This is a genomic window from Pseudomonas sp. HT11 (assembly GCF_044875395.1).
Taxonomy (GTDB): domain Bacteria; phylum Pseudomonadota; class Gammaproteobacteria; order Pseudomonadales; family Pseudomonadaceae; genus Aquipseudomonas.
In genome coordinates, this window is sequence record NZ_CP173217.1 from 3672952 (window position 1) to 3696930 (window position 23979).

19 protein-coding genes are annotated in these 23979 nt (G+C 61.2%); 14 read left to right on the forward strand and 5 right to left on the reverse strand.

Annotation, left to right across the window (positions count from 1 at the left end):
• Positions 1 to 40: 40 nt before the first annotated feature.
• The 5 genes from ABWL43_RS16850 (at position 41) to ABWL43_RS16870 (ending at position 6841) form a co-directional block, all read left to right on the forward strand.
• The gene (locus ABWL43_RS16850) at positions 41 to 931 is read left to right on the forward strand and encodes a bestrophin family protein (RefSeq protein WP_145164832.1); all 891 of its coding nucleotides are present in this window, start codon (positions 41 to 43) and stop codon (positions 929 to 931) included.
• A 152-nt stretch (positions 932 to 1083) separates the two neighbouring features.
• Positions 1084 to 1842, forward strand: a complete 759-nt coding sequence (locus ABWL43_RS16855; RefSeq protein WP_145164830.1) for a LuxR family transcriptional regulator — start codon at positions 1084 to 1086, stop codon at positions 1840 to 1842.
• Between the two features lie 80 nt (positions 1843 to 1922).
• Entirely contained in the window at positions 1923 to 2810 is an 888-nt protein-coding gene (locus tag ABWL43_RS16860; protein WP_404483201.1) for a proline iminopeptidase-family hydrolase, read from the forward strand.
• A gap of 299 nt (positions 2811 to 3109) precedes the next feature.
• Complete coding sequence (locus tag ABWL43_RS16865) at positions 3110 to 5518, forward strand: glucose/quinate/shikimate family membrane-bound PQQ-dependent dehydrogenase (protein ID WP_404483203.1); 2409 nt, start codon at positions 3110 to 3112, stop codon at positions 5516 to 5518.
• Between the two features lie 57 nt (positions 5519 to 5575).
• Positions 5576 to 6841, forward strand: coding sequence for a carbohydrate porin (locus tag ABWL43_RS16870; protein ID WP_404483205.1), 1266 nt, complete (start codon positions 5576 to 5578; stop codon positions 6839 to 6841).
• 45 nt (positions 6842 to 6886) lie between these two features.
• Here ABWL43_RS16870 and ABWL43_RS16875 read toward each other — a convergent pair whose 3' ends face one another.
• Together ABWL43_RS16875 and ABWL43_RS16880 are read right to left on the reverse strand one after the other, a co-directional pair.
• A complete protein-coding gene (locus tag ABWL43_RS16875; RefSeq protein ID WP_262207295.1) occupies positions 6887 to 7483 on the reverse strand; it encodes an imm11 family protein in 597 nt (198 codons plus the stop codon).
• A 31-nt stretch (positions 7484 to 7514) separates the two neighbouring features.
• Positions 7515 to 8693 carry a XylR family transcriptional regulator gene (locus tag ABWL43_RS16880; RefSeq protein ID WP_145164819.1) on the reverse strand — a complete coding sequence of 393 codons (1179 nt, stop codon included), beginning with the start codon at positions 8691 to 8693 and terminating at the stop codon, positions 7515 to 7517.
• A 140-nt stretch (positions 8694 to 8833) separates the two neighbouring features.
• Here ABWL43_RS16880 and xylA point away from each other — a divergent pair, with 140 nt between their 5' ends.
• From xylA to ABWL43_RS16900, 4 genes are all read left to right on the forward strand, one after another.
• Positions 8834 to 10150 carry a xylose isomerase gene (gene xylA / locus ABWL43_RS16885; RefSeq protein ID WP_145164817.1) on the forward strand — a complete coding sequence of 439 codons (1317 nt, stop codon included), beginning with the start codon at positions 8834 to 8836 and terminating at the stop codon, positions 10148 to 10150.
• A 230-nt stretch (positions 10151 to 10380) separates the two neighbouring features.
• Positions 10381 to 11382, forward strand: coding sequence for a D-xylose ABC transporter substrate-binding protein (xylF, locus tag ABWL43_RS16890; protein WP_404483208.1), 1002 nt, complete (start codon positions 10381 to 10383; stop codon positions 11380 to 11382).
• 5 nt (positions 11383 to 11387) lie between these two features.
• A complete protein-coding gene (gene xylG, locus ABWL43_RS16895) occupies positions 11388 to 12932 on the forward strand; it encodes a D-xylose ABC transporter ATP-binding protein (RefSeq protein ID WP_404483210.1) in 1545 nt (514 codons plus the stop codon).
• Positions 12933 to 14069: a sugar ABC transporter permease gene (locus ABWL43_RS16900; RefSeq protein ID WP_404483211.1), complete on the forward strand. Its 1137-nt coding sequence runs from the start codon at positions 12933 to 12935 to the stop codon at positions 14067 to 14069.
• A gap of 51 nt (positions 14070 to 14120) precedes the next feature.
• Here ABWL43_RS16900 and ABWL43_RS16905 read toward each other — a convergent pair whose 3' ends face one another.
• Both ABWL43_RS16905 and ABWL43_RS16910 read right to left on the reverse strand, forming a co-directional pair.
• Positions 14121 to 15368, reverse strand: coding sequence for a glycoside hydrolase family 68 protein (locus tag ABWL43_RS16905; protein WP_404483213.1), 1248 nt, complete (start codon positions 15366 to 15368; stop codon positions 14121 to 14123).
• A 250-nt stretch (positions 15369 to 15618) separates the two neighbouring features.
• Complete coding sequence (locus ABWL43_RS16910) at positions 15619 to 16557, reverse strand: pectate lyase (RefSeq protein ID WP_145164807.1); 939 nt, start codon at positions 16555 to 16557, stop codon at positions 15619 to 15621.
• Between the two features lie 517 nt (positions 16558 to 17074).
• On the opposite strand from ABWL43_RS16910, the gene ABWL43_RS16915 reads away from it, so the two are divergent.
• The gene (locus ABWL43_RS16915) at positions 17075 to 17377 is read left to right on the forward strand and encodes a DUF6124 family protein (RefSeq protein WP_145164805.1); all 303 of its coding nucleotides are present in this window, start codon (positions 17075 to 17077) and stop codon (positions 17375 to 17377) included.
• Positions 17378 to 17593: 216 nt separating this feature from the next.
• Here ABWL43_RS16915 and ABWL43_RS16920 read toward each other — a convergent pair whose 3' ends face one another.
• On the reverse strand, positions 17594 to 19090 hold the full coding sequence (locus tag ABWL43_RS16920) for a CoA-acylating methylmalonate-semialdehyde dehydrogenase (protein WP_404488440.1): 1497 nt from the start codon (positions 19088 to 19090) through the stop codon (positions 17594 to 17596).
• Positions 19091 to 19199: 109 nt separating this feature from the next.
• Between ABWL43_RS16920 and ABWL43_RS16925 the strand changes: the two genes are divergently transcribed.
• From ABWL43_RS16925 to ABWL43_RS16940, 4 genes are all read left to right on the forward strand, one after another.
• A complete protein-coding gene (locus ABWL43_RS16925) occupies positions 19200 to 20141 on the forward strand; it encodes a LysR family transcriptional regulator (RefSeq protein WP_404483215.1) in 942 nt (313 codons plus the stop codon).
• A gap of 407 nt (positions 20142 to 20548) precedes the next feature.
• On the forward strand, positions 20549 to 22414 hold the full coding sequence (locus tag ABWL43_RS16930) for a 3-dehydroquinate synthase (RefSeq protein ID WP_404483217.1): 1866 nt from the start codon (positions 20549 to 20551) through the stop codon (positions 22412 to 22414).
• Between the two features lie 5 nt (positions 22415 to 22419).
• Positions 22420 to 23289 (forward strand): UbiA family prenyltransferase, encoded by an 870-nt coding sequence (locus tag ABWL43_RS16935; RefSeq protein ID WP_145164922.1) that lies wholly within the window; start codon positions 22420 to 22422, stop codon positions 23287 to 23289.
• Positions 23286 to 23969 carry an EboA domain-containing protein gene (locus ABWL43_RS16940; protein ID WP_262207309.1) on the forward strand — a complete coding sequence of 228 codons (684 nt, stop codon included), beginning with the start codon at positions 23286 to 23288 and terminating at the stop codon, positions 23967 to 23969. Before ABWL43_RS16935 ends, ABWL43_RS16940 begins: the two co-directional genes overlap by 4 nt.
• Positions 23970 to 23979: the final 10 nt, after the last annotated feature.

A 23979-nucleotide genomic window follows, 5' to 3' on the forward strand; every position in this document is an offset into this window, starting at 1 on the left:
CTAAGGCATTGTTGCTTACCGCTCGCCGCGAGGACCTCGTTTGAAAGCCGCCATCATCAAAAAATACCGTCTGATCATCAAGACCATGGGCTATGTGGGCTGGGCCCTGTTCTGGCTGTTGCTGTGGGATGTTGCCGTGACGGTGGATTTCATGCTGTTTCTCACCACCAAGATCAATTTGCCGCTGATGCCGTTGACCTTGCTGGGTTCGGCGCTGGTGGTGCTGATCAGTTTTCGCAACAGCAGCGCTTACAACCGTTGGTGGGAAGCCCGCACGCTATGGGGCGCGATGGTCAATAACTCACGCAGTTTTGCCCGACAGGTGCTGACGCTGCTGGACGACCCGGACGGCGAAGTGAACCCGGCCAAAGCCACGCTGCTGCGCCGTCACGTGGCCTATGTGAATTGCCTGGCGGCGCACCTCAGGGGCAAGCCGTGCCCCGACGAGGTGCGTGCGTTCATCCCGGCCGAGGAGTTCGCGCGCAACGGTGCGACCAACAACTTCGCCAATGACATCCTTACCGGCTCGGCGGCATTGCTGGCCAGAGAGTACAAGGCCGGCCACCTGGACAGCATCCGCCTGTCGCGAGTGGAGTCAACCCTGGTGGACTTGTCCAACGCCCAAGGTGGCATGGAGCGCATCGCCAATACGCCGTTGCCCTACCCTTACGTGTATTTTCCACGGCTGTTTATTTCTCTCTTCTGCCTGATCGTGCCGGTCGGGCTGGTGGAGTCCCTGGGCTGGTTCACCCCGCTGGCCTCGACGGTGGTGGGCTTTATGCTGCTGGCGATCGAGCGTATCGGCACCGACCTGCAAAGCCCGTTTCACTCCAGCGAGCACCAGATCCAGATGGAAAGCATCTGCGAAACCATCGAGAAAAACCTGCAGTCGATGCAGCGCGATGCGTTGGGTGGCGAGCGCATCGGCTGAGCGCATCAACAGGCTCACGAAGGCAGGTGGTGCTTGTCAGGCGCATTTCACCTGCCACCGCCGGTTCGGCGCGCGATGCGCCAAGGCCCGCATGACAACCGTTGGTATGGCGTTTGCTGGAGAAACCGCGCATCCCACCGCCCGGAGGCGTCATGCACACCGACCTGATGACATTCAGCGAGCAACTCGCCCACCTGACCAGCCTGGATGCGTGCCTGGCGCATGTGCAGGCGGTGACCAACCGGTTGGGGTTCAACACGCTGATCTACGACTTTGCGCCAGTGCCGGTCAGCCATGAAGGCGCGCTGATCACCCCGTCGGTGTTCAAGGCGCTGAATGCACCGCTGGACATGCACGACCTGTGGTGCACGGGCGGCTATTACCAGATCGACCCGGTGCAGCAATGCGCCGCGCGCAGAACCACGCCGTTTGTGTGGTCGTTCGGCAGCGACACCCCGTGGAACGTCGCCCTGACCGACGCCCATCGCCCGGTGGCCCACTATGTCCGCGACTACGGCCTGAGCACCGGCCTGACGGTGCCGCTGCACTTGCCGGATGGCGGCTTTGCCACGCTCACCGCGATCATCGACGGCACCCCGGCGCAAGCCGAGCAGCAGGCCCGGCAAAGTCTTGGTGACATGCTGGGACTGGCGCACACCTTCCAGGCCCGGGCCAGCGAACTGCTGGCACCGGCGCAGCGCTGTTGCACGCATGTTCACCTCACCCGGCGCGAGCGCGAGTGCCTGCAGCATTCGGCCAAGGGGCTGTCGGCCAAGTGCATTGCAGCCGCCCTCAACCGCTCCGAGGCGACGGTCAACCTGCACCTGGTCGCCGCCGCGCGCAAGTTGGGTGCGCGCAATCGCGTCGAAGCCGTGGCGCGTGGTTTGCATTACCGGCTGGTGGAAGTTTGAGAACCTATCACTTTTACCAGTGCACCTGACGCGCCGTTTTGGCTAGCCTGTACCGCATCGATCCCAATGAGGTACAGAACATGCAGGTTCGCGAAGGTTATGCCGATTTCCGTGGCTATCGGACGTGGTTCCGGGTCACCGGCGACTTGAATTCAGGGCGCCTGCCCTTGATCGTCGCCCACGGCGGCCCGGGCTGCACCCATGATTACGTCGACAGTTTCAAAGACCTGGCCGCCACGGGCCGCGCGGTGGTGCATTACGATCAGGTCGGCAATGGCCGCTCGACCCACTTACCCGGCGCCTCTGTCGATTTCTGGAGCGTGGCACTGTTCCTGGCAGAGCTGGACAACCTGGTCGAGCACCTTGAGATCAGCGACTACGCGCTGCTGGGCCAGTCCTGGGGCGGCATGCTCGGCGCCGAGCACGCGGTGCGCCAGCCTGCCGGCTTGAAAGCATTGATTATTGCCAACTCGCCAGCCTCGATGGACTTGTGGTGTGAAGCGGCCAATGAACTGCGCCAAGCGCTGCCGCCCGAGGTGCAGGCCACCTTGCTGCGCCATGAAGCCGCCGGCACCACCGACACCGCTGAATACCTCGCCGCGGCGGAAGTGTTTTACGCGCGCCATGTGTGCCGTACCCAACCGATACCGGCCGAAGTTGAGCGCACCAATGCCGCCATCGAAGAAGACCCCACCGTCTACCACGCGATGAATGGTCCCACTGAGTTCCACGTGATCGGCAGCATGCGCAACTGGACGATCATTGATCGCCTGGCGCGTATCCAGGTGCCCACGCTGCTGATCTCCGGGCGCTTCGACGAAGCCACACCGGCCACGGTGCAGCCGTTTGCCGACGGCATCCGCGACGTGCGCTGGCAGATTTTCGAGCAGTCCAGCCATATGCCGCATGTTGAAGAGCGTGAAGCGTGCATGGCGTGTGTAGCCGAGTTTCTCGCCTCCCTGGAATGAAGAGTGGCGAGCAGGCTTGCCCTGCGTTGGGCTGCGAAGCAGTCCTGAAAACAAACACCGCGTTCTGGCTGGCAGACCGCGGTGTTTTTATTGGGGCCGCTTCGCAGCCCAACGCAGGACAAGCCTGCTCACCACACAAAGCCTGCTCGCCACACAAAAGCCTGCTTGCCACTTCAAGGCGGTTTGCAACACCATCATCCCAAAGCCTGTAACAGACTATTACCCAGTAGAATGTACTAACCAGTTACTTATCTTGCTAACATTCGACCTTTAGTCACTCACCTTCGAGTCCTGTCGACATGAAACGAGCATCCCGCGCCGCTGGCGCCTCACGATATCTCCTGCTGGGCCTGGGCATCATCATTGCCCTGCTCGGCGTGGCCCTGGCCGTTGGCGGCGCCAAACTGGTCAGCCTGGGCGGTTCCTGGTACTTCCTGATCGGTGGCGTGGCCATGGCCGTTTCCGGCCTGTTGATCGCGCGACGCAACCCGGCTGGCGCGTGGTTGTTCGCCGCCTTTCTGGTGGGCACGGCGGTCTGGGCGGTGGCGGATGTAGGGCTGGTGTACTGGCCGCTGTTCTCGCGGCTATTCATGTTTGCGGTGATCGGCGTGGTGGTCGCGTTGGTGTATCCGCTGCTGGCCGGCAAGCCGGCTCGCGGCGCGTATGGCATTGCTGCCGTATTGGCAGTGGGCGTGGCCGTCGCTGCAGGCAACATGTTCGTGGCGCACCCAAGCGTGGCGCCTACCGGTAAAGGCCCGGGCATCACGCCGGTGGCTGCCGCCGACGCGCAGAAAGACTGGGCGCACTACGGCAACACCGAAGGCGGCAGCCGTTTTGCCGCGCTGGACCAGATCAACCGCGACACCGTCAACAAGCTCAAAGTGGCGTGGACCTACCACACCGGCGACGTTGCCATCAGCGACGGCAACGGTGCCGAAGACCAACTGACGCCCCTGCAGATCGGCAACAAGGTGTTCATCTGCACACCGCACAACAACCTGATCGCACTGGACGCCGACACCGGCAAAGAGCTGTGGAAGAACGAAGTCAACGCCAAATCGGCGGTGTGGCAGCGTTGCCGTGGCATGGCGTATTTCGACGCCACCGCGCCCATTGCCCAGCCGACCCAACCCAACAGCTCGCCGATCATGGCTGCCAGCGTGGCGGCCGGTGCCCAGTGCCAGCGTCGCCTGCTGACCAACACCATTGATGCACGCCTGATCGCGGTGGATGCCGACACCGGCAAATTCTGCGAAGACTTCGGCACCCACGGCCAAGTGGACCTCAAAGCCGGCCTGGGCGATGTGCCGGACAGCTACTACCAATTGTCGTCGGCACCGTTGATGGCCGGCACCACCGTCGTCGTCGGTGGCCGCGTCGCCGACAACGTACAAACCGACATGCCAGGCGGCGTGATCCGTGGTTTCGACGTGATCACCGGCCAAATGCGCTGGGCCTTCGACCCGGGCAACCCCGAAGACAAACAAGCGCCAGCCGCGGGCAGCACCTACGTGCGCAGCACGCCGAACAGCTGGGCGCCGATGTCGTACGACCCGCTGATGAACACCGTCTTCCTGCCGATGGGCAGCTCGTCCACCGATATCTATGGCGTTGAACGTACCCAACTGAATCACAAATACGGTGCATCGGTGCTGGCGCTGGACGCCTCCACCGGCGCAGAAAAGTGGGTGTACCAGACCGTCCACAACGACCTGTGGGACTTCGACCTGCCGATGCAGCCGAGCCTGATCGACTTCACCCCACCGGGCAGCGACAAGGCAGTACCGGCTGTAGTGATCGGCACCAAGGCCGGGCAGATCTACGTGCTCGACCGCGCTACCGGCAAGCCGCTGACAGACGTCAAGGAAGTGCCGGTCAAGGCCGCGAACATTCCCAACGAGCCGTACTCGTTGACCCAGCCTAAATCGGTGGGCATGCCGCAGATCGGCGCGCAAACCCTGAACGAATCGGACATGTGGGGCGCCACGCCCTACGACCAGTTGCTGTGCCGTATCGACTTCAAGGGCATGCGCTACGAAGGCCTGTACACCGCGCCGGGCACCGATAAATCGCTGAGTTTCCCAGGCTCGCTGGGCGGCATGAACTGGGGCAGTATTTCCACCGACCCGGTGCATGGCTTTATCTTCGTCAATGACATGCGCCTGGGCCTGTGGATCCAGATGATCCCGTCGCAGAACAAGGCCCAGGCCTCGTCCGGTGGCGAAGCGCTGAACACCGGCATGGGCGCCGTACCGCTCAAGGGCACGCCGTATGCGGTGAACAAAAACCGCTTCCTCTCGGTGGCCGGCATCCCGTGCCAGGCGCCGCCGTTCGGCACCCTGACCGCCATCGACATGAAGACCCAGCAGATCGCCTGGCAAGTGCCGGTGGGCACGGTTGAAGACACCGGCCCGCTGGGCATCCGCATGCACCTGCCGATCAAGATTGGCCTGCCGACCCTCGGCGGCACGCTGTCCACCCAGGGCGGCCTGATCTTTATCGCCGGCACCCAGGACTTCTACCTGCGCGCCTTCAACAGCGGCAACGGTGATGAAGTCTGGAAAGCCCGCCTGCCGGTAGGCAGCCAAGGCGGCCCGATGACCTATGTGTCGCCGAAAACCGGCAAGCAATACATCGTCATCACCGCCGGCGGCGCGCGGCAGTCCACTGACCGTGGCGACTACGTGATCGCCTACGCCCTGCCATAACCCGTGTTCGCGCGGTGTCGCCCTCCGGCACCGCGCTTTTTGTCTGGAAAACCACGCATGACCCCCACTTCTCATCTGCCCCTTGGCCGCCTGGTGCTGGGCCTGGCCTTTGCTGCCGCCCTGCCCGTGCAAGCCGACGACACCACCCTGACCGGCGACTGGGGCGGCCTGCGCCGTGAACTCGACGAGCAAGGCATCCGCTTCACCGGCGACTACAGCGGCGAAACCGCCTACAACGCCGACGGCGGCCAACACCGTTCGGCGCGGTACTCGCAAAACATCAAGCTTGGCGTGCAGTTCGACCTGGGCAAGCTCTACGGTTTCAACAACGGCGACCGCATCCAGCTGACCATCAACGACCGGCGCGGCAACAGCGCCTCCGAAGACCTGGTGGGCAACCGCCTGCCGATCCAGGAGAACTACGGCGGCCTCTACACGCGCCTCACCGAATTGAGCTACGAAAGCACGCTGTTCACCCCCGCGCTGAACGTCAAGCTGGGCTACATGGCCATGGGCAATGACCTCGGCGGCCTCGACAGCGGCATCCTGTGCAACTTCATGAACGCCGGTTTCTGTGGGCACCCGCTGAACATGTCCGGCGGCAGCGGCTGGACCAACTACCCGAATGCGCGCCTCGGCGCGCGGGTGAAATACGATTTCTCGCCATCCTGGCAACTGCGCGTGGCAGCGTTCAATGTCGACCCGGACAGTAACGGCAACTCCAGCCGCGCCTGGCACCTGGACCCTAAACGCACCACCGGCACCGTGGTACCGATCGAGCTGGTCTACAAACACGCGGGCACGCTGCCGGGTGAATACAAGCTGGGTTACTACTACGACAGCTCCGACGTCAAACGCATCGGTAGCAACAAAGAAGTCAGCGGGCGCGGCGGTCACTACCTGCTGATCGACCAGGCCGTGTGGGCGTCCAGCACATCAGCCGGTCGCGTGCTGCACGCCTTCGGCCAATACTCGGCCGCCAGCGAGGCTGCCTCGCCGTTCAGCAAGTGGTATGGCGCGGGCGTGGTGCTGTACAAACCGTTCGAAGGCCGCCCGCGCGACACCGTCGCCCTGGGTTATGGCCGTGCGGTGCCGAACCCGCGCAGTCGGGATGTGCAGGAATTGGCGGCGTTCAACGCGGGCACCGACTACCCCAACCTGAACAATGCCGAGCAACTGATCGAACTCAGTTACGGCTACCAGGCCACGCCGTGGCTGACGTTGCGCCCGGATGTGCAATACATCATCGAGCCGGGGGCGTTTTCCGGTGAGAACATCGACAACGCGCTGGTAGTGGGTTTACAGGTGAAGGCCACTTTCTGACCGGATAAGGGCCGAGGCGCGAGCGCCAGCTGCGTCTCGCGCCTGTCAGGTCACAGTGGTTGTGTCACCATTTACCGAATCAAACGCCATCCCGACTACCCCTGCGCTCTCGAAGCGACGCTTTACCTCTTCGCTGACGATGATTGCACCCAGATAGTGCTTAAGCCTGAAAATATCTCGGCCACCCACGTTTACCGGATCAATAACGAGCCTGGTAAAGCCGCGATAATCCCCCGCCCGGTCCGGCCGCACCGGGTCATCCACGGCATACCGCTGATATTCCGAGCGTTGTTGATCAACGCACTCAACCTGCGTCTCGATGATCATCACGAAATAGTCCTGTTCAACGTGCGTGTTCGCGATGTGCACCGGCTCAAGTACGAGATGGTGATAAGGCTTATCCACCTCCGGCAAGCCCACTAATGCATCACGTGCTCTTCTGCTCAATACCGGAACACTGCCATAACCCGCCAGCGCGTAATCAACCTCAACCCCTTCGAACCTGACGTCGAGGGTGTACGTGCCAGGCTCCATGTAATTGGGCGGCGGATTACTGAAGTGCCAGTTATTAACGTGCCGTATGTCTCCAAGCACCCATTTGTGCGGCACTGAGTGATCCGGCCTGAGTAAGTAATACCGCATGTCCTTATCCCTTTCCCCGCGTCTGCCGACATTATGAAGCCGCTGTGTGCTGATACTCACGCGGCGTACACCCAAACTCCCGCCGAAACACGGTGTGCAGGTACTGCGCCGATTTGAAGCCGCAGCGCGCCGCGATGTCGGCAATCGCCAGGGTTTGGTTTTCCAGGCCCTTGGCGGCGGCCGCAAGTTTGAAGCGCAGGATCTCATCGTGCACGCTGCAGCCGCGCGCCTTGCGAAAGTGTGATTCGAGGGAGGAGCGCGAAACGCCAACATAGGCCGCCACTTGGGCGGTCTTGATGCCCTGGCAAGCGTACTGGCGGATAAACAACAGCGCCTGCATCACGTACGGGTTACCCAACGGTTGATGCAAGCTGGACGCCTGCACATTGATCGCATCCGGCGGCACCAGAATCTGTGTGCCCGCGCAGGGTTTGCCGTGCAGCATCTGGTGCAGCAGCGCCGCAGCCGTGCGGCCCATGGTCTCGGTGCCCTGGATGACTGAACTCAACGGCACGCGCGTCAGCGTGCGAGTCAGCGGGTCATTGTCGATGCCGATCAATGCGACTTCTTCGGGCACGGCAATGCCGGCAGTGAGGCAGGCTTGCAGCAACTGCCGTGCGCGGGCGTCGGTGACGGCAATGATGCCGATGGGCTTGGGCAAACTGTGCAGCCAGGCAATCTGCTGTTCCACGGCGCTGTCCCACAACGGTGCGCTGGTGCCTAGACCGCGGTAGACCTCCACGTGCAGGCCATCGCGTTGCAACAGACGGCGGAAGGCTTTCTCACGCTCCTGGGCCCAGCGATTGGCCTGGGCTTCCGGCAGGCTGAAACAGGCAAAACGGCGCAGGCCTGCTTCGATCAAATGCTCATACGCCAGCTTCATCAACGCACGGTTGTCGGTGGCGACATAGGGAATGCCCTTCGGGTAGGCACGCGCATCCTGATAGGAGCCGCCCACCGCCACCACCGGCAGCTTGATGTCGGCCAGCGCCTCGCCGATCAGCGGGTCGTCAAAGTCGGCGATGATGCCGTCGCCCTGCCAGCGTTCGATGCCCTTGAGGCGACACAGAAAGTCCTCTTCAAGAAACAGGTCCCAGGACACGCGCGTGCTGCTCAGGTAATTGCCGATGCCGGTGATGATGCCCCGGTCGTAGATCTTGCTGCCATTGAACAGCAAGGCGATGCGGTGAACAGGCGGTAGGGTTTTCATTGTTTTTATCCTTGAAGCCGGTCGCCACAGCCTAGACCTCTCTAGTCAAAATCGCACCATGGCTTGGTGATTTTCATAATCGGCAGTCCCGATGCCGTTGCTAGTATCGAGTCACCGCCAAGAACAATAAGGAAATCGCCATGCCGTACTTCCCCGGTGTCGAGAAGGTTCGCTTCGAAGGCCCCAGCAGCGACTCTGCCCTCGCCTTTCGCCACTATGACGCCAACAAAATCATCCTCGGCAAACCCATGCGCGAGCACCTGCGCATGGCAGCCTGTTATTGGCACACCTTCGTGTGGCCAGGGGCGGATATGTTTGGTGTAGGCACCTTCAAACGCCCCTGGCAGCGCACCGGCGACCCGATGGAACTGGCCATCGGCAAGGCGGAAGCGGCGTTCGAGTTTTTCTCCAAACTGGGCATCGACTACTACAGCTTTCACGACACCGACGTCGCACCCGAAGGCACCTCGATCAAGGCGTACCGCAACCATTTTGCGCAAATGGTCGACCACCTGGAGCGCCACCAGGAACAGACCGGCATCAAATTGCTGTGGGGCACCGCCAACTGCTTCAGCAACCCGCGCTTTGCCGCCGGCGCTGCCAGCAACCCGGACCCGGAGGTGTTCGCCTACGCCGCCGCGCAGGTATTCAGCGCGATGAACGCCACGCTGCGGCTCAAGGGTGCCAACTATGTGCTGTGGGGCGGCCGCGAGGGCTACGAAACCCTGCTCAATACTGACTTGAAACGCGAGCGCGAACAGCTCGGACGCTTTATGCGCATGGTGGTGGAGCACAAGCACAAGATCGGCTTTACGGGCGACCTGTTGATTGAGCCCAAGCCCCAGGAGCCGACCAAACACCAATACGATTACGACAGCGCCACGGTGTTCGGTTTCCTGCATGAGTACGGCCTGGAACACGAGATCAAAGTGAATATCGAGGCCAACCACGCGACCCTCGCCGGTCACAGTTTTCATCATGAGATCGCCACCGCCGTGTCCCTCGGGATCTTCGGCAGTATCGACGCCAACCGTGGCGACCCGCAGAACGGCTGGGACACCGACCAGTTCCCCAATAGCGTCGAGGAGATGACCCTGGCCACCTACGAAATCCTCAAGGCCGGCGGGTTCAAGAACGGCGGCTACAACTTCGATTCCAAAGTCCGCCGCCAGAGCCTGGACGATGTCGACCTGTTCCACGGCCACGTCGCCGCCATGGATGTGCTGGCCCTGGCGCTGGAGCGCGCAGCGGCAATGGTGCAGAACGACCGGCTGCAGCAGTTCAAGGACCAGCGTTATGCCGGCTGGAACCAGCCATTGGGCCGGGCGGTATTGGCCGGTGAGTTCAGCCTGGAGTCGCTGGCCGAGCATGCCTTTGCACACGAGCTGAACCCGCAGGCCGTGAGTGGCCGGCAGGAGATGCTTGAAGGCGTGGTCAACCGGTTTATCTATACCTGACAGGGTGTCTGCCTGTGGCGAGCGGGCTTGTTGTGGCGAGCGGGCTTGCCCCGCGTTGGGGCGCGAAGCGGCCCTGAAACCTGACACCGCGGTATTTCAGGTAGAACGGGTCGCCTGGAATGGGACTGCTGCGCCGCCCAACGCAGGGCAAGCCCGCTCGCCACAACTACACTGTTCGCCTACAGTCGTCACACCGTGTCTTTCCAACAACAATAAAAGGACGCATCACCATGAAGTCATCTAAACGCACCTTGCTCGCCACCGCTCTGGCCCTGCTCGCCCTGCCGGTGATGGCCGATTCCGCCCATCCAAAAATCGGTTTCTCCATTGACGATTTGCGCCTGGAACGCTGGTCCCGTGACCGTGATTACTTCGTCGCCGCGGCCGAAAAACTCGACGCCAAGGTCTTCGTACAGTCGGCGGATGCCAATGAACAGAAGCAAATCTCGCAGATCGAAAACCTCATCTCCCGAGGCGTCGATGTGATCGTTATCGTGCCGTTCAACGCCACCGTGCTGACCAACGCCGTCGCCGAAGCCAAGAAGGCCGGTATCAAGGTGGTGTCCTATGACCGCCTGATTCTCAACGCCGATATCGACGCCTACATCTCCTTCGATAATGAAAAAGTCGGCGAGATGCAAGCCAACGGCGTGCTGCAAGCGGCGCCCAAAGGCAACTACTTCCTGCTCGGCGGCGCGCCCACCGACAACAACGCCAAGGTGCTGCGCGAAGGCCAGATGAAAGTGCTGCAACCGGCCATCGACAAGGGCGACATCAAGATTGTCGGCCAGCAGTGGGTCAAGGAATGGAACCCCACCGAAGCCCTGAGCATTGTCGAAAACGCCCTGACCCGAAACGACAACAAGATCGACGCCATCGTCGCCTCCAACGACGCCACCGCCGGCGGTGCGATCCAGGCCCTGGCCGCGCAGAAACTCGCGGGCAAAGTGCCGATCTCCGGGCAAGACGCCGACCTCGCTGCCGTCAAGCGCGTGATCGACGGCACCCAGACCATGACCGTGTACAAGCCGCTCAAACTGATCGCCTCAGAAGCGGCGAAACTCTCGGTGCAACTGGCGCGCAATGAGAAACCCACCTACAGCTCGCAATACGACAACGGCAGCAAGAAGGTCGACACCATCCTGCTCACGCCTACGCCGTTGACTAAGGCCAATATCGATCTGCTGGAGAAAGACGGGTTCTATACCCAAGAGCAGATTGCCGGGCAGTGACCGCCATGGCCGACTACTTGCTGCAAATGAACGGCATCGTCAAAACCTTTGGCGGTGTCAAGGCGCTGAACGGCATCGATATCAAGGTACGGCCGGGGGAATGTGTCGGCCTGTGCGGTGAAAACGGTGCGGGCAAATCCACCTTGATGAAGGTGCTGTCGGCGGTTTACCCGTATGGCACCTGGGACGGTGAAATCCTCTGGGATGGGCAGCCACTCAAGGCCCAGTCGATCAGCGAAACCGAGGCCGCGGGCATCGTCATCATCCACCAGGAACTGACGCTGGTGCCGGACCTGTCGGTGGCCGAAAACATCTTTATGGGCCACGAACTGACCCTGCCCGGCGGGCGCATGAACTACCCGGCGATGATTCATCGTGCGCAGGCACTGATGCGTGAACTCAAGGTGCCGGACATGAACGTGGCGCTGCCGGTTTCACAGTACGGCGGCGGCTACCAGCAACTGGTGGAAATCGCCAAGGCCCTGAACAAACAGGCGCGCCTGTTGATCCTCGACGAGCCCTCTTCGGCCCTGACCCGTTCGGAAATCGACGTACTGCTGGACATCATCCGTGACCTCAAAGCCAAGGGTGTGGCCTGCGTGTATATCTCGCACAAGCTCGATGAAGTGGCAGCGGTGTGCGACACCATCGCGGTGATCCGCGATGGCAAACACATCGCTACCACCGCCATGGCCGACATGGATATCCCGCAGATCATCACCCAGATGGTAGGCCGCGAGATGAGCAACCTCTACCCCACCGAGCCGCACGAGGTCGGCGAGGTGATTTTCGAAGCGCGTAACGTGACCTGCTATGACGTGGACAACCCCAAGCGCAAACGCGTCGACGATATTTCCTTTGTGCTCAGGCGCGGGGAAATCCTCGGTATTGCCGGGCTGGTGGGGGCTGGGCGCACGGAGCTGGTGTCGGCGCTGTTCGGCGCGTACCCCGGCCGCTACAGCTGCGAAGTGTGGCTCGATGGCCAGGTGATCGACACGCGCACACCGCTCAAATCGATCCGCGCCGGGCTGTGCATGGTGCCCGAAGACCGCAAGCGCCAAGGCATCATTCCCGACCTGGGTGTGGGCCAGAACATCACCCTGGCGGTGCTCGATACCTATGCGCACCTGACCCGCATCGACGCCGAGGCCGAACTGGGCAGCATCGACCAGCAAATCGCGCGTATGCACCTCAAGACCGCCAGCCCGTTTTTGCCGATCACCAGCCTGTCCGGGGGCAATCAGCAAAAGGCCGTGCTGGCCAAAATGCTGATGACCAAGCCCAAGGTGCTGATCCTCGACGAGCCTACGCGTGGGGTGGACGTGGGCGCCAAGTATGAGATCTACACACTGATGTGCGCGCTGGCGGCCGAAGGCGTGGCGATCATCATGGTCTCCTCGGAGCTGGCCGAGGTGCTGGGGGTTTCCAACCGCGTGCTGGTGATCGGCGACGGCCAGTTGCGCGGTGATTTCATCAACCAGGGCCTCACCCAGGAACAGGTGCTCGCCGCCGCGCTCAGCCATAACAATAATGATCGGAAGACCGCGTAGATGAACCACGTCAAACAGCTGTTTACCCGCTACAAAATGCTCGCCCTGGTGATTGCCGTAGCGTTTATCTGGCTGTTTTTCAGCTGGCAGACCGAGGGCGGTTTCGTGACGCCACGCAACCTCTCCAACTTGCTGCGGCAGATGTCGATAACTGGCATCCTGGCGTGCGGCATGGTGCTGGTGATCATCAGCGGCGAGATCGATTTGTCGGTGGGTTCACTGCTCGGATTGCTGGGCGGGCTCGCGGCGATTCTGGATGTGGTCTATCACATCCCGCTGCTGGCCAACCTCAGCCTGGTGGCACTTTGCGGCCTGATGCTCGGGCTGGCCAACGGTTACATGACCGCCTACCTGCGCATCCCGTCGTTTATCGTCGGCCTGGGCGGCATGCTCGCGTTTCGCGGGATTCTGCTGGGGATTACCGGCGGTACCACCATCGCGCCGGTGTCACCGTCGCTGGTGTATGTGGGCCAAGGCTATTTGCCGCACAGCGTGGGTATCGGCCTTGGGATTTTGCTGTTCGCTCTGACCCTGTTCCTCACCTGGAAACAACGGCGTAACCGCGCCCTGCACAGCCTGGCGGCGCACTCCCTGATGCGTGATGGGCTGCGCGTGGCGCTGATCGGCGCGGTGCTCGCCGGGTTCGTCACCACCCTCAACAGCTACGACGGCATCCCGGTGCCGGTGCTGTTGTTGCTGGTGCTGCTCGGCGTATTCAGCTACGTCACCAGCCAGACCGTGTTCGGCCGCCGCGTGTATGCGGTGGGCAGCAACATGGAAGCCACGCGCCTGTCGGGCATCAACGTGCAGGCGGTGAAACTGTGGATCTTCGGTATCATGGGCGTGATGTGCGCCCTCGCCGGCCTGGTCAACACCGCGCGCCTCGCGGCGGGTTCACCGTCGGCGGGCAACATGGGCGAACTGGATGCCATCGCCGCGTGCTTTATCGGCGGCACCTCGATGCGCGGTGGCTCGGGCACGGTGTATGGCGCGCTGCTCGGCGCGCTGGTGATTACCAGCCTGGATAACGGCATGTCGATGCTGGATGTGGACAGTTACTGGCAGATGATTGTGAAGGGCAGCATTCTGGTGCTGGCGGTGTGGGTGGATGTGAGTACGCGGGCCGGGCGGCGCTGAATCACAGCCATAAAAAAAGCCACTCGAATGAGTGGCTTCTTTTTGGCCGGTCTAGCTCAGCACAACATCACGCATTGCCGGGATGTAACCGTAATCGTAGGCCTCCTGCACAAACGAACGGTCCCCCTTCAATACAATCCTCACGGTGGGCGCCTCGGTGCCGCCGATACGGTAGTCATCGCCGGTGGTGGGCACGCTGTCGATAAACGACGTCACCAGGCCATTGGGCATCACGCAGTGGGAATAGGTTTGGAAAGGTTGCGATGGTGGGTTGCCAAGTACCAGCCCCGAGCCATTCATCGGCGTGTAGGGACCAAACAGATGATCGCCAACAAACCCGTAGACGCCATCCGGCCCCGTCACGCCGTCGGCGTAGGTGAACTTGTGGCTGATGGTGAACAGGTAGTACTTGTTGTCCTGGAACACATAATGCGGGCGTTCGGTTTGATCGTTCACGCCCACCGCCGTCACCAGTGGCGGCAGGATTTCCCATTCGTCACCGTTGAGGTCCTTGGCCACGGCAATGCCAATGCAACCGACCTGATACCGCGCACCGCCGACGCCTTCATGGCCAGGTGGCACCAGGCCGAGTTCATCCGGGCCTACTTCGTGAGTACCGCGCTCGCCCGCGACATTGCCTTCAAACACCATGTACAACTTGCCGTCGTTGGGGTCGATAAACGGGCTGGGGTCGCGAAAGTTCCACGTCGCATTCTGCGCTTCGGTCTGGTAATACGTGCCATCCGCCTCGAACAGCGACTTGACGTCAGTGAAGCCCTCAAGCGTAACGCCGCTGTCCGACGTGACGACCCGGCCCCTGACCTTGGCAATCGTGGCCCCCGGCGTTACGCAGGTGTAATACAGGTCGATATCGCCGTGGTTGTTGAGCAGGATCGGCGTACCTGCCCATTCGCGGGTGGTCGGCGAAACCCCTTCGGCCATCACGCGGCCACCGAAGATCCAGTCCTTGCCGGTGCGCGAATACCAGTAGCACATGCGCGCATGGCCGTGGCGGTCTTCCCAATCACGCTTGATATCGTAACGGCCATCGGCATTGATAAATTGTGGATCATGCGGGCGACGGTCTGCGGTCAACGTGAAGATAACCGACCAACCATTAACCGATACCACCGTGCCGTCCAGTTCACGCAATGGCATGGTGTCCCAAATAAACACGGTGTCACTCATGACAGGGAAGTCAGGACTCACTAACGGCTGTGTAGTCGTCGGGTCATTTTCATTAACTTTTAGCGCATCGGCCCGAGTCCAACGAGTGGGTGTGTGATTCGCAGGTTTCATGATGATGTCCTTTTACTGACGCTTTAGTGACAAGCGAAGATTAAATAATACTGACAGCCGGCAACTGCATTGCGACTGAAAAGAGCGAGCCGTAGTTGGCTCTATATGTGCGAAACAAGGTTTAACATGAAGCCTATTGATGACAACATTAAGAATTATTTAAGTCACAAGTGCCACCACTGTATTTATATCCTTGATATAAATACAGTGGCACGCTTCATAAATGATCGATCAATAGACAGTGAGCTGCTCAACTACCAAACACCAGCGCTACCGCCTGAGCCCCAGCATTCTTTTGCGTGAAATCCTTGGCCTGCGCTGCGGTTTTCAAGGTGTAGTTATAGTTGGAACGCGCTGTCCACTGGGCGTTAGGCGACTTCTGGTTGGTGATGCTGGGCACACTGTTGGTGTCGGTGAACGTACCAGTGCCTTTATCGTCCAACATGCCGTTATTCTGGCTGCCCTCGCCGAAGTAATTACTTTCAGAAAGGATATTGGCGTTCTGCGCCAGGGTAAAACCCAGGTGAAAGTTATTCACGTAGTTGTTATACACGTGAAAATAACCGTAACGCATCAAACCCGGCGCGCGCACTTCCATGTTGTCGAAGCGGTTATGGCACAGCGTAAGACGCGGGTAACCATTGAAAGCTGCGTTGTTGTCATCGGCTGGGTGGCCGAAGATCAAGCCGTATTTGTGGTTTCCAAAAAAGCAGTTGCTGATGGTGGCGTAGTCGGCCTTTTCGCCGATATACACCAGTTTATCTTCACTGCCGTCCGTGGTGGACCAGGTGTGGCCGACAAAAGAGCAATGGTCGATCCAGTATTTACTGCCGTAGTTCAGGTACACCTGGATATCGTCATTGGCCTTAATACTTGCCGAATGCTTGAAGATAATGTTCTGCAGAATAATATTCTGCGACTGCGCCGTGGCACGCAGGTGGATGTTCTCCAGCGTACGGTTCTGGAAGGAGCCGATCAGGGTCTTGTTGGCGCCCATGTTCACCTTGGTCAGGCTCGACGCCGAGATATTGCTGTTGATCACCAGCACCCGCGGGGTGGTGTCGCCAATATTGGCCTTGAGTTGGTCCAGCGTGGTGATACTGACCACCTGGCCCGCCCAGCCACCAGTGACTTTTGCCGCAAGGGCGAAACCGGTCAAGCCGATGAGCTTGCTTTCTGGATACGACATGAGTTCCCTCTCTTTCATAAAAAGCGGCTCGACAGTGCGAGCCGGTGATTCAAGTTAATCCGTTAACTTGCACACAGTGTTCGGCATGGCTGGTAATGCCGGGTTTGGCTGATCAGCGCTTAAACACTGTGTTTATATACAGTAGTGGACATTCAGTACGCGGTCAACCCACGAGCACCACCAATGAGTAGGAAATAGCTTTTTTTCTGGTTTTTAAAAGGCCAGCAAGGCGCGTCGCTTTTAATCGCAGGACGTTTCCTAGACAATCCCCGCCGCCTTGTGCCTGTTGGAATCGGTGGCTAGTCTGCGGTCCGTCGCTGCTCATCAGTGATCGGGTTTAGTCGCCCGACCTTCATCACGTGCACGGTCTTCCATCAGTTTTATGGTGGCTGTGCGTAGGGCACCTTCGGGTGCGCCGGATTTTCCGTGATGGCCGGTCGACTAACCTGCGTACAGCCGCCACCCATTCGTTTAGTCGCGACGGGTGTCGACTCCTAAGCCATTACGGAGTTACACCATGAATAAAGTCGTCCCCGACCCACCCCTCAGTTCAGCCAAGGCCCGCGCCGCATTCAACCGCGCCATCGACCATTACCTGCCCGCCCAGGGTGTTCCCATCGAAGACTTGAGCTTCGAAGACGCCCTGCTCTACACCGCGAGCCTGCTCGACAGCGCGTCGGCCACCACCCTCAATTGCAGCGAGCTGCTGCCAAACCCCGAGCGGGCGAAGATTCTGGCGGTGTGGCATTTGCTGGAGATGGCCAGGACGACGGTGGATCGCTCCATTGAGTGCCTGAACCCGACAAAAACCACGGCCTGAATAAACGCGGTCAAAAAAGTGTGGGAGCTGGCTTGCCAGCTCCCACAGAAAAGCAGAGCACCACGGGGCTGGCAGTTGAACTCGGTCAAATTGTGGGAGCGGGCTTGCTCGCGAATGCGTTGGGTCAGTGACACATGAGCTGGCTGGCACACCGCCTTCGCGAGCAAGCCCGCTCCCACAGTGGATTTCCCTCAGTTGATCTACGGTGTTATCGAACTATTTGGACACCGGCATCGCAAACTCCGCGCCCTGCTCGATGCTCTCCGACCAGCGCTGCATGATCGATTTCTGCTTGGTATAAAAGCGCACGCCTTCAGTGCCGTAGGCATGCATGTCGCCAAACAGGCTCTTCTTCCAGCCACCAAAGCCGTGCCAGGCCATCGGCACCGGAATCGGCACGTTGATGCCGACCATGCCCACTTCGATACGCCGTGCAAACTCGCGGGCAATGTTGCCGTCGCGGGTAAAGCAGCTGACGCCGTTGCCGAACTCGTGGTCGTTGACCAGCTTGATCGCCTCGCCGAAGTCATTCACGCGCACGCAGGCCAGCACCGGGCCGAAGATTTCTTCGCGGTAGATGCTCATGTCTTTCGTCACGTGGTCGAACAAGGTTGCGCCGAGCCAGAAGCCGTTTTCCAGGCCCGGTTCGGTGGGCACGTAGTCACGGCCATCGAGCAGCAATTGCGCGCCGGCCTGCACGCCTTGTTCGATGTAGCCGCTGATGCGTTCCAGTGCGGCACGCGAGACGATCGGGCCCATCTCGGCTTTCAAATCGCGGCCGTCGGTGATGCGCAATGTCTTCGCGCGCTCGGTCAAGGCAGCGATGACTTTATCGCCCACATCACCCACCAGCACCGCCACCGATATCGCCATGCAGCGCTCGCCGGCACTGCCGTAGGCGGCGCCCATCAGCGCGTCGACGGTTTTTTCGATGTCCGCATCGGGCATCACCACCATGTGGTTTTTCGCGCCGCCCAGGCCTTGCACGCGCTTGCCGTTGCGCGCACCGGTCTCGTAGATGTATTGCGCAATCGGCGTGGAGCCGACAAAGCTGACGGCCTTGACGTCCGGGTGTTCGAGCAGGGCATCCACCGCTTCCTTGTCGCCCTGCACCACGTTGAACACGCCGTTGGGCAGGCCGGCTTCGCGCAGCAACTCAGCCATGAACAGCGACGCGCTCGGGTCGGTCGGGCTGGGCTTGAGGATGAAGGTGTTGCCCGCCGCGATGGCGATCGGGTACATCCACATCGGCACCATCACCGGGAAATTGAACGGCGTCACGCCGGCCACCACGCCCAAAGGCTGACGCATCGTCCAGTTGTCCATGCCACGCGACACCTGGTCGGAATGTTCGCCCTTGAGCAGGTTGGGAATGCCGCACGCGAACTCGAGGATGTCGATGCCCCGGTCGACTTCGCCCTGGGCGTCGGTGAACACCTTGCCGTGTTCGGCGACGATGATGCGCGCCAGGTCGTCTTTGCGTTCACGCAGCAGATGCAGGTATTGGAACAGTACGCGGGCACGGCGGATCGGCGGGGTGTCGGCCCAACCGGCCAAGGCGGCCTGGGCGGCGGCGACGGCCTCGCCCACGGTCTGGCGGCTGGCCAAGGCCACGCGAGCGGTCACCTCACCGGTGGCCGGGTTGTAGACGTCCTGATAGCGATCATCGCGGGAAACGCGCTGGTCGTTGATGTAATGCTCGATGGTGCGCATGGCAATTGGTCCCAGGTCGGTAACGTTGGAGCCCACGATAGGCTTTCAGTTTGTTCCGAACCAGAGCAGAATCCAGAACTTATTGTCCTCACAGGCGAACAATAGAATCATGGAAAAGGCTGAGATCGAAGGGCTGTGGACCCACATTCATTGGCTGTCGGTGCTTGAGGAGCAAGGCACCTACACCGCCGCCGCCGCACGCTTGGGGGTGAGCAAGTCCGCCGTCAGCCAGCGCATTTCAGACCTGGAGAAAGCCACCGGCACCCGGCTGGTCACCCGCACCACGCGCAGCGTGCGGCTGACCGATGCGGGCCTGTCACTGACCCGCGAAGTGCGCAGCGCCTATGCGCACATCGCGCGTAGTTTCTCGTCGGTGCGCGACGCTGCCGGGGAAATTCGCGGCCTGGTGCGCCTCACCGCGCCAGTGGCGTTTGCCCGCCAGCAGTTGGTGCCGCACCTGTCCGAGTTCCTGCAGCTTTACCCGCAGGTGCGCATCCAGCTGGACGTCTCGGATGCCTTGAGTTCGCTGGCGGCCGAAGGCTACGACCTGGCGGTACGGCACGGCTTCCAGGTACCGGAAACCCATGTGGCGTGGAAGCTGTGCGACACCGGCTCGGTGCTGGTCGCCACGCGCGAGTACCTGCAACAGCACGGCGAACCGCGCGAACCTGGCGACCTCACCGCGCATAACTGCCTGTACTACCCGCGGGGCACCGACCAGCCGGCATGGACCTTTGAACGCGGCGGCAAACAGGTTGAACGGCTGACCGTGCCGATCGCTGGGAGTTTTTCGACCAATAACAGTGAAGCGCTGCGCGACTCGGCGGTGAACCACCTGGGCATCGCCCTGCTCCCGGATTTCAGCGCGCAGGCCGCACTGGCCGATGGCAAGTTGGTGCAGGTGCTCAAGGGCTGGACGCTTAAGGGCGCGTTTGCCGATGAGATATACCTGATTCGACCGTACTCGCCCCATGTACCTAAATCGGTCAGTACGTTAGTTGGCTATCTAAAGGATAAGTTGTCCGGCGGTTTTCGGTTCATGGGTAAGTAACGCACTTATGCAGACGACTTAAGCGGAACCATTCTCGACAAGCACTTAGTGCCGAACGACTTATAGCCAGCGGCAATAATCTAAATAACCAACGTTAAGACCTTGTATTGAACTTGTTACTTGCCAACGCCTGCAACAACGGGTTCTTGACGCTTTAAAAAAAGCCATACAACTACTTGTAAAACGTAGATAAATATCGCTGCGTAAACCTCGCCAACCTGCCGGTTTTAAACTCCTTGCGGCGCAAACTTGCAAAAAAACCACAACCGGCTACGTTCATGAATACCGTGAAAGCCATCAGCCATTACGCACACAACCAGCCCGACGGGCGAGGAACTCTATTGCTCTGAAAACAGCGCTTAACACTGACACGGAACTTAGTCTTAACTCTCAAAAGGGATGCTTTGATGAAGCGCAGCCGGTGGTACCGTGCGTTCTCGAAAAAGGGGCCAGCCGAACATTTTTGGCTGTCGTTGATAGGCTTTGCCGTGCTGGTGATCGCCAGCTTCCTGTTGTTTGAACAACAGATCCAGGACTTCCTGATTCACCTCAACCTGTACCAACCTTCGACGCCTGCCCAGGCATTCAACCTGGCACTGCTGTTGCTCGCCCTGCTCGCCCTCGATGTGGTGTTGCCGGTGCCGTCAAGCCTGGTGGCGTTGCTGGCGGTGGCCATGCTCGGCAGCCTTGGCGGTTACCTGGTGATTTTCATTGGGCTGTGCCTGGGCGCCGGGTTGGGCTATGCGCTTGGCGCCGGCTATTTGCGCTTGCTGTCCGGCCGCCTTGGCTTGCCTCAGCGCCAGCCTGGGCAGTTGGCGTATCGGCTGGGCACGTTGTCGCTGATTTGCCTGCGCGGCGTGCCGGTGCTGGCGGAAACCTCGGTGGTGGCCGCCGGCATGCAACGCTACCCGCTGCGCGCATTCTTGCTGATCACCACCCTGGCCAACGCCGGACTGGCACTGGCTTACACCGCCATCGGCACGCTGCTGATCGAGCAGAACTCGCTGCTGGTCACCCTCCTCGCCAGCATGGTGTTGCCGCTGGGGTTTATGGCCGGTTACAGCCTGCTCAAACGCAAACCCGGTGGGCAGCAGCCGCTACGCGGACGGTTCGAGGTCAGTTACGACTACCCGGTGATGTTCACCGATCACGTGTTTGATCCGCTCAACCCGTGCCTGCACCGCGCGCTCGTCACCCAGCACGAGGCGCCGGTGACGGTGATGGTGTTCGCCGATGCGCAACTGCTGCACAGCGCCCCACAGTTGCTGGCGCAAATCGACGCCTATTTCGCCGCCCATGCAGACCTGCATTTGCAAACCGCCCCCATTGCCGTGCCGGCGGGTGAACTGAGCAAAACCTCACGCGTGCTGGAGCAGCTCTACACCGACATGCTGCAACATGGCCTGGACCGGCATTGCTACGTGCTGGCCCTGGGCGGCGGCGCGGTCCTGGATGCGGTGGGTTACGCCTGCGCCACCTTCCACCGCGGCATTCGCCTGATCCGTATCCCCAGCACGGTGCTGGCCCAGAACGACGCCGGCATCGGCGTGAAAAACGGCATCAATGCCTTCGGCCAGAAGAACCTGCTGGGTGCCTTCTACCCTGCCACGGCGGTGATCAACGACTTCCAACTGCTCACCAGCCTCACCCGCCGCGACCAGATCGCCGGGCTGGCCGAAGCGGTCAAGGTGGCGCTGATCAAGGACCAGGCGTTCTTCGCGTGGATGGAACAACACGCCGATGCCCTCGCCCGCTTTGATCACCCGGCCAGCCGCCATGCGATTCGCCGCTGCGCCGAGTTGCACCTGGCGCACATCACCGGCGCCGGCGACCCGTTCGAACGCGGCAACGGCCGGCCGCTGGATTACGGCCACTGGGCCGCGCACAAATTGGAAAACCTCAGCCACCACCGGCTGCGCCATGGCGAAGCGGTCGCGGTGGGCATGGCGTTGGATGGGCTGTATGCGAATGCCTTGGGGTTGTTGAGCGATACCGACACTGAGCGTGTGATGAGCCTGCTGCGCAAACTGGGCTTCAACCTGTGCCCACCGGAGCTGGCCTTGAAAGATGCGCAGGGTCGTTCGCCGCTGTTGCTGGGGCTGGAGGAGTTCCGCCAGCACCTGGGCGGGCAACTGTCGATCCCCATGCTCAACCGCATCGGCCAGTCGGTGGACCTGCATGAAATCGACAGCGCGACGATGGAGGTCGCGCTGCAACGGTTGTCGACCGCAAGCGAAGCAGCGCTGACGCTGGGCGAGGGTTACGCACAATGAGCCCGATGAAAACCTGGATGACCCTGGGCCGCGTCTCCAACCTGCCCACGGTATGGACCAACACCCTCGCTGCGGCCCTGCTCGCCAGCAGCGCCGGCGCCCTGGCACCGCCGTCGTCGCTGGTGTGGGGGTTGCTGCTGATCACGCTGTCGCTGCTGTACCTGGCCGGCATGCTCTTGAACGACTGGCTCGACGCCGACTGGGATCGGCAACACCACAACCCGCGTCCGATCACCCTGGGTTTGGCCAGCCGGCAACAAGTCGGCCTGGCCACAGCGCTGCTGCTGATACTCGCCGCCGCAGCGGTACTGGGCCTGAGCCGCTTGATCGACAAGCCGCATTGGTTGCTTGGCAGCGTGGTGCTGTTGGTGGGCTGCATCGTCGGCTACAACCTGCTGCACAAGAAATACGCCCACAGCGTGTGGCTGATGGGCGCCTGTCGCTCGGCGCTGTACCTCACGGCAGCGGCCAGCCTGGCGGTGCCGCCGGAGCCGATCTGGCTGTGCGCGATGCTGCTTGGGGTGTACATCAGCGGCCTGACCTACCTGGCGCGCCAGGAGCATCGCAACCAGCTGATCAGCCGCTTGCCATTGCTGCTGATGCTCAGCCCACTGGCCCTGGCGTTCTACTCCAACACGCTGTGGTTCTGGCCGGTATTGCTGCTGTGGCTCGGCTGGCTGGGCTGGCATTACTGGAAACACCTGGCCAACCCGCAACAACGCCAGGTGCGTGCCTTTATCGGCGCTGGCCTGGCCGCCCTGCCGCTGTTCGACGCGCTGGTGCTGGCGGTGGCCAACCAACCGTTGGGCAGCCTGTTGTGTGTGCTGGTGTTTTTCCTGCTTCCCCATTTTCAGCGTTGGATCAAGCCGACATGAACATGCGCCAGGATGGCCTCGCCGCACACCTTCAAGCCCTGACCCAGCAACTGAACGCCGCCGAACTGGATTGGTGGCAGCAGGCGCAGGCGCAGCTTGCCCAGCAACCCAGCGCCACACTGGCGGCGTTGTTGAGCGGCCAATGCAAGCGCCTGCTGCCCCCGCCGGCCGTCGAGTTGGCACGTGCGCTGTTAGCGGCCAAGGCACTCGAACACACCCCGGCCACCGAGCAGGTACCGTTGCTGCGCCAGCTGTTCCTGTGGGGTGATGACCAGGAAAAAATCGCCCTGCTGGGTGCGCTCGACTGGCTCGACAGCGAAGGCCTTTGCGTGGAGCTCGCCCTGCAGGCCGGGCGCACCAGCAACCCGCAGGTATTTGCCGCCCTTGCCCTCGACACGGCCTACCCGTCACGCCATTACCCGGAGCGCGCCTTTCACCAGTTGGTACTCAAAGCGCTCGGCATGGGCCTCGACGTCGGGCGCTTGATGGGCCTCACGCAGCGCCAGGGCGTCACGCTCAACCAGCTGGCCCTTGACCTGCTCGATGAACAGCTCGCGGCCGAGCGAACCGTGTCCCCCGGGCTGCCCACCGTCATCGCCTTTGACCTGCTCAGCCCGGCGCAACACCAGCGCCTGCGAAGCCTGAACCTGCCGCCGCAATGGCGCGCCTGCCTGAACTGACACCGCACAA